Origin of the sequence: Nocardiopsis lucentensis DSM 44048, assembly GCF_000341125.1 — a bacterium.
Lineage (GTDB): Bacteria > Actinomycetota > Actinomycetes > Streptosporangiales > Streptosporangiaceae > Nocardiopsis > Nocardiopsis lucentensis.
Genome location: NZ_ANBC01000637.1, coordinates 1 through 5,578, shown reverse-complemented (window position 1 = coordinate 5,578; position 5,578 = coordinate 1). Strand labels below are relative to the sequence as shown.

The 5,578-nt window shown below is 73.1% G+C and carries 4 protein-coding genes and 1 pseudogene; 4 read left to right on the top strand and 1 reads right to left on the bottom strand.

The window, feature by feature from the left end; genetic code table 11:
- From D471_RS40380 to hflX, 3 genes and pseudogenes are all read left to right on the top strand, one after another.
- Nucleotides 1-298: pseudogene (locus D471_RS40380) on the top strand (hypothetical protein); the annotation flags it as partial.
- Between the two features lie 20 nt (nucleotides 299-318).
- The gene (locus D471_RS0122670; protein ID WP_017600734.1) at nucleotides 319-1,299 is read left to right on the top strand and encodes an aldo/keto reductase; all 981 of its coding nucleotides are present in this window, start codon (nucleotides 319-321) and stop codon (nucleotides 1,297-1,299) included.
- A 107-nt stretch (nucleotides 1,300-1,406) separates the two neighbouring features.
- Entirely contained in the window at nucleotides 1,407-2,810 is a 1,404-nt protein-coding gene (hflX, locus tag D471_RS0122665) for a GTPase HflX (RefSeq protein WP_017600733.1), read from the top strand.
- Here the strand turns inward: hflX and erm are convergent.
- Nucleotides 2,755-3,876, bottom strand: a complete 1,122-nt coding sequence (gene erm / locus D471_RS35660) for a 23S ribosomal RNA methyltransferase Erm (protein WP_083924292.1) — start codon at nucleotides 3,874-3,876, stop codon at nucleotides 2,755-2,757. The two genes, hflX and erm, sit on opposite strands and share 56 nt — an antisense overlap.
- 668 nt (nucleotides 3,877-4,544) lie before the next feature.
- On the opposite strand from erm, the gene D471_RS35655 reads away from it, so the two are divergent.
- Nucleotides 4,545-5,578, top strand: a 1,034-nt coding sequence (locus tag D471_RS35655) for an IS701 family transposase (RefSeq protein ID WP_017600731.1), incomplete at its 3' end; no start/stop codon positions are given.

The window sequence follows — 5,578 nt, the reverse complement described above, 5'->3', positions numbered from 1 at the left end:
CGGGAGCGCCTGGACCGTGGGGACGGGGCACGGCCACCGGCTCGACGAGGTCTTCGGCGCTGTCGCCGAGGCCGCGGCCGAGCGCACCGGACGTCCACGGGTCGCGGTGGTCCCGGTGGAGCCGCCGGAACACGCGGACGCGGGCGACTTCCGGACCCCGGACTCCGACCCCTCCGCGTTCGTCGCGGCCACCGGGTGGCGCCCCAGAGTGCGGCTCGGGGACGGGATCGCCGCCGTGGTCGGCGCACTGGCCCGTACGGGGCCGGAAGGAGCGGGGAAGGGAGCCGACCGAGCGTGACCGGAGACGGGAGGACAGAGATGTACGTACCGCTGGGGCGCAGCGCGACCCGGGTCAGCCGCCTGTGGCTGGGAACGGTCAATTTCAGCGGGCGGGTGCCCGACGACGAGGCGCGGCGGCTGATGGACGCGGCCGTCGACCGGGGCGTCAACTGCGTGGACACGGCCGACATCTACGGTTGGCGGGTCCACAAGGGGCACACGGAGGAACTCGTGGGCCGGTGGTTGTCCCGACGGGGCCGCCGGGACGACGTGCTCGTGGCGACCAAGGTCGGTGAGCCGATGGGGGAGGGGGTCAACGACCGCGGACTCTCCGCCCGCCACATCATCGCCTCCTGCGAGGCGTCGCTGCGACGGCTCGGCGTGGACCACATCGACCTCTACCAGCTGCACAGGATGGATCGCTCCGCCCGGTGGGAGGAGGTCTGGCAGGCCCTGGACCAGCTGGTGGCCAGCGGCAAGGTCCGCTACGTCGGGTCCTCCAACTTCGCGGGATGGCACATCGCGGGCGCACAGGAGCACGCGGCGCGTCGCGGGTCCCTGGGCCTCGTCACCGAACAGTGCCTGTACAACCTGGCCGTTCGGCACGCCGAGCTGGAGGTGCTGCCCGCCGCCCGCTCCTACGGCCTTGGCGTCTTCGCCTGGTCCCCGCTGCACGGCGGGATGCTCGGCGGCGCCCTGCGGAAGCTGGCCGAGGGCACCGCGGTCAAGTCGGCCCAGGGGCGCGCCCAGCGGATGCTGCCCCGGCTCCGGGAGTCGGTCGAGCGGTACGAGCGATTCTGCGCGGACGCGGGCCTGGACCCGGCCGAGGCGGCCCTGTCCTGGCTCCTGTCACGCCCGGGGATCAGCGGGGCCGTGATCGGACCGCGCGACACCGGGCAGCTGGACTCCGCCATGCGGGCGCTGGAACTGGAGCTGGGGGAACGGGAGCACGAGGAGCTGGCGGCCGTGTTCCCACCGGTCGGCGCCGGTGGAGAGGCACCGGAGGCGTGGCAGGGGTGAGGCGATCCCTGACCGGCCGCGCGCCCCCGACCTCCGGGAGCCACGGCGCTCCCAGCGGCCGGACGCCGCGCACGACCCTGGAACCGATCCCGTCCGAAAGGATGCTTATGCCCGCCACAGACCACACCGGCAACACCGACGGCGACGCCACCGCCCCGACCGGTATCGCCGACGCCCTGGACACTGAGACACCGGACAGCGGAGCCGAGCACGACCTGAGTCCAGTCAGTCCGGCCTCCCCCGGCGCGGACCGGGACGAGGCCGAACGCGTGGTGCTGGTGGGCGTGTGGTCCACTGGCACGGCGGAGGAGGCCGAGCGCTCCCTGTCCGAACTGGCCGCGCTCGCCGAGACCGCGGGGGCACGGGTCGTGCACGGTCTCACCCAGCGCCGGTCCAGCCCCGACCCCGCGACCTTCATCGGCTCCGGCAAGGTCGCCGAGCTGGCCGACCTGGCGGAGAGCGCCGACGCCGATACCGTCGTGTTCGACGGTGAGCTCTCACCCGCGCAGCTGGCGCGCCTGAGCGAGCGCCTTCGGGTCAAGGTGATCGACCGGACCGCCCTGATCCTCGACATCTTCGCCCAACGCGCCACCTCCAGGGAGGGCAAGGCCCAGGTGCGGCTCGCGCAGATGCGGTACATGCTGCCGCGGCTGCGCGGTTGGGGGCAGTCGCTGGCGCGCCAGAGGGGCGGCGGGGGCGGCGGCGGTCTGGCCAGTCGCGGCCCCGGTGAGACCAAGCTCGAAACCGACCGGCGCCGCCTGCGTGACGACATGGCCGAGGTCCAGCGGGAGATCGAGCAGCTGCGGGTCGCCCGCGACCTGCGCCGTCAGCGCCGCGAACGCAACAGGGTCCCCTCGGTCGCCCTGGCCGGCTACACCAACGCCGGGAAGTCCTCGCTGCTCAACCGCCTCACCGGAGCCGAGGTCCTGGTGCGCAACGCCCTCTTCGCCACGTTGGACCCCACCGTGCGCCGGGTGGAGACCGACCGGGGACGCGGCTTCACACTCACTGACACCGTCGGTTTCGTGCGTCGGCTGCCCCACCACCTCGTCGACGCCTTCCGGTCCACCCTGGAGGAGGTCACCGAGGCGGACCTCATCCTCCACGTGGTCGACGGCTCCCACCCCGATCCGCTCGACCAGATCGCGACGGTCCGCGCGGTGATCGCCGACATCGGGGGTGCCCGTGTGCCGGAACTCGTGGTGGTCAACAAGGCCGACGCCGTCCCGGAGGAGGCACTGCGCCCCCTGCTCGCCGCCGAATCCGACACCGTGGTGGTCTCCGCCCGGACCGGTGAGGGCGTCGACGCCTTGCTGGAGCGGATCGTGTCGACGCTGTCGGAGGCCGACACCGAGGTGGCGGCGCTGCTGCCCTACGACAGGGGTGACCTCCTCGCCCGGATCCACGACGAGGGGGAGGTCCTGGCCGAGGAGCACACCGGGGACGGCACCCGCGTCACCGCGAGGGTCCACGACGCGCTCGCCGCCGCGCTGGAGCCCTACGCGGGGTAGGGCCGCGGCCGCCTCGGGCCCGCTCTCCGACGGGGGGCGGGCCCGAGGCGCGGAAGAGGTCGGCCCACTGCCGCGGCGTGACGTCCTTGACCCGGAGACCGGAGGGGACGCCGGCCGCCCGCAGCCAAGCGGCGTTTCCCCGACCGCCCACCGCGCGGGCGGCCTGCCCGACGGTCGGCTGGCCGGTGTTGAAGAGTCCGTCCACGAACCGCTGGTAGGCGACGCGCTGTCGCCAGGGGACCAGCGGTTCGGACAGGGGCGACACCAGCAGGGTCTCGGTGTCGGTGCGGGGGGCCGGGCGGAAGTCGTGGCGAGGGAAGCGCAGTCCGCGGCGGAACCCGTACCAGGGGGCCCACTGCGCGTTGAACAGGTTGCCGCCGTAGCCGCCGACGCGTTTGCGGGTGTACTCCTCCTGGAGGAGGAAGACGCCCTCCAGGAAGCGGTCGGGGCCGAGTTCCAGGCAGCGGCGGAGCATCGTGGTCCCCGTCCCGAAGGGCAGGTTGCCGATGAACCGCATCGGTCCCTTGGGCGGACGCCAGTCCAGGAAGTCGCGGTTGACGACGGTGAGGTTCGGCAGGGCCCGTTCCCTGAGGTGCCGGACCCAGTGGGGGTCGATCTCGACCGCGGTGAGGGGACGGTCGGGGACGACCAGTTCCCGGGTCACGCGTCCGGAGCCGGGGCCGATCTCGATGAGGGCGGCCGCCCGGTCGTCGGCGCCGTCCATCTGCCGGGCGAAGCGCCGTGCCACGGCGGCGGACCGGAAGAAGTTCTGCCCCCACTCCCGCCTGGCCGTTCCCCGCCCCGGCCGGCCGTGTGGCTGCGGATTCCCGGTTCCTCCGCCCTGGCCGTCGTGCTCGGCGGGCCGTTGCGCCGAGGTCCGGTGCCGTGTTCCGGGGCGGCTCCCGCCGCTCCGGCCACGGGCTCCTCCGTGCGGTTGGGTGCGACGGAACGTCAAGTTCCTTCCTTCCAGAGAAAGGGAACGTCGGTATTTTTCGCCCGCGTCATGCTGCCATCCCTTTTGTCGGCTGTCCACTGGAGTCGGCGGCCCCGGTTTCCCCGTTCGCATTCCGTTGGCCGGGCAGCGGTCGGGTATTTCCGGTGAACGCCCTGGTGAGTCCGCCAAGTTTCGCCCGGGGTGGTTTGTGTAAGCGGGAGATAAACGCGAGGAACTGGTAGAGGTGCTCGGTTCCAGGGCGGTCGGGGCCGTCACCTGACATCATCCGGATTCCGATCACACGCGCGTCACACGCGACCGCTGATCCGGTCCGGAACCGAGGGGCGGTGGTCCCGCACCCCCGTGCGGAGGGGGAGAGCGGACGCGGTGTGCGCCGTGGCGGTGAATCACGGGCCGATTACCCCGCTGTACTGCTCAAACGTTGCAGGTTTCCGATGCTCGCCCGGGTTCGCCCGTGGGAAAACACGGTGGTCCGCCGTGGAAAAGGGCCGTGCTCGCGACCCCTGGGCGCTCCGAAGCGTCCGTTCTCATCGCCCTCGACCGGTGGTGCGACCACCGGTCGAGGGCGATGAGAACGGACGGAAAGGCCCGGCTGCGGTGCTCCGGGCACACCCCACGGATATCCGTCCGGCGCCGTGCCTTCCAGAGCGGTGGAACGTCCCAGGAAGCATCGTGAAATGGGTCGTCGGCGCACCTGGGGTCGGAGCGCGGCGCTCGGAAGGGTGGAGGGCGCCAAGGCCCCGACCCACAGCGGGCCATCAGCCCCGTGAGGAGCGCCGTTGACCTCCACCGCACCCGCCATCACCGGACCGGCCGCGTGGGCGGCGGACCGCGACCCCCCCGCGGCCGACTCGGACATCGGCCCTGACGCCTCCCTCGTCTCGGAGGTGCTGTCCGCGCTGCGCCGCAGCGATCAGCGGCACAAGGGCGGCATGTACGTGCGCGGACTGCTGACCGTCCCCGGCCGCAAGACCATGCGCGGCCTGGCCGCCCACACCGGGGAGCACGCGGCCGAGCAGAGCCTGCACCACTTCATCAGCTCTTCGACCTGGGACTGGTCCCGACTGCGCGTCCGGCTCGCCCACCGGCTGGAGCGTGACCTCGGGCCGCGTGCCTGGGTGGTGCGCCCCATGGTGGTCCCGAAGGCCGGGACGCAGTCGGTGGGGGTCGAACGCCGCTACGTCCCCCACCTGGGGCAGGCCGTCAACTGCCAGCACAGCTGGGGGCTGTGGTTCGCCGCCGACCACGGTTCGGCCCCCGTCAACTGGCAGCTGTCCCTCGGCGACGACTGGCTCGGCGACGACGACCTGCGCCGACGCGTCGCGATCCCCGACGAACTGCGCGTGGCCTCCCCCGACGCCATCGCGGCCGGGGTCGTGGCGCAGGCGGCCGGCTGGGGGCTGACCCCCAGACCCGTGGTGATGGACGCCAGGGAGGTGGCCCCCGCACCCGTCATCCGCGCGCTGTCCGCGGCGGGGCTGCCCTTCATGCTGCGCGTCAGCGGCGGCACGAACCTGTTGGCGCCCGAACTGTCGGGGGGCGCCCGGACGGTGGCGGCCACCGCCGAGCGGTTGGCCGGACTGGTCCCGTCGCGGCGGCGGCCGGTGGAGTGGGTGGACCCGGTCGGCCCCCCGATCACCCGCACCAGCCTGCTGTCACTGCTGCCGGTGCACTGGCCCAGACTCTCCCCGGTGCCCGGTCCGTCGTACCGGGGACCGGTGTCGGACACCAGGAGAGGACGGCCCCAGACCCCGCCGCTGACCCTGGTGGCGGAGTGGCGCCCGAACCGGCCGAGGCCCACCGAACTGTGGGT

Coding starts and splice junctions, on each gene's coding strand:
- erm (WP_083924292.1), bottom strand. CDS start 3,876: ATGCGAACGGGGAAACCGGGGCCGCCGACTCCAGTGGACAGCCGACAA.
- hflX (WP_017600733.1), top strand. CDS start 1,407: ATGCCCGCCACAGACCACACCGGCAACACCGACGGCGACGCCACCGCC.
- D471_RS0122670 (WP_017600734.1), top strand. CDS start 319: ATGTACGTACCGCTGGGGCGCAGCGCGACCCGGGTCAGCCGCCTGTGG.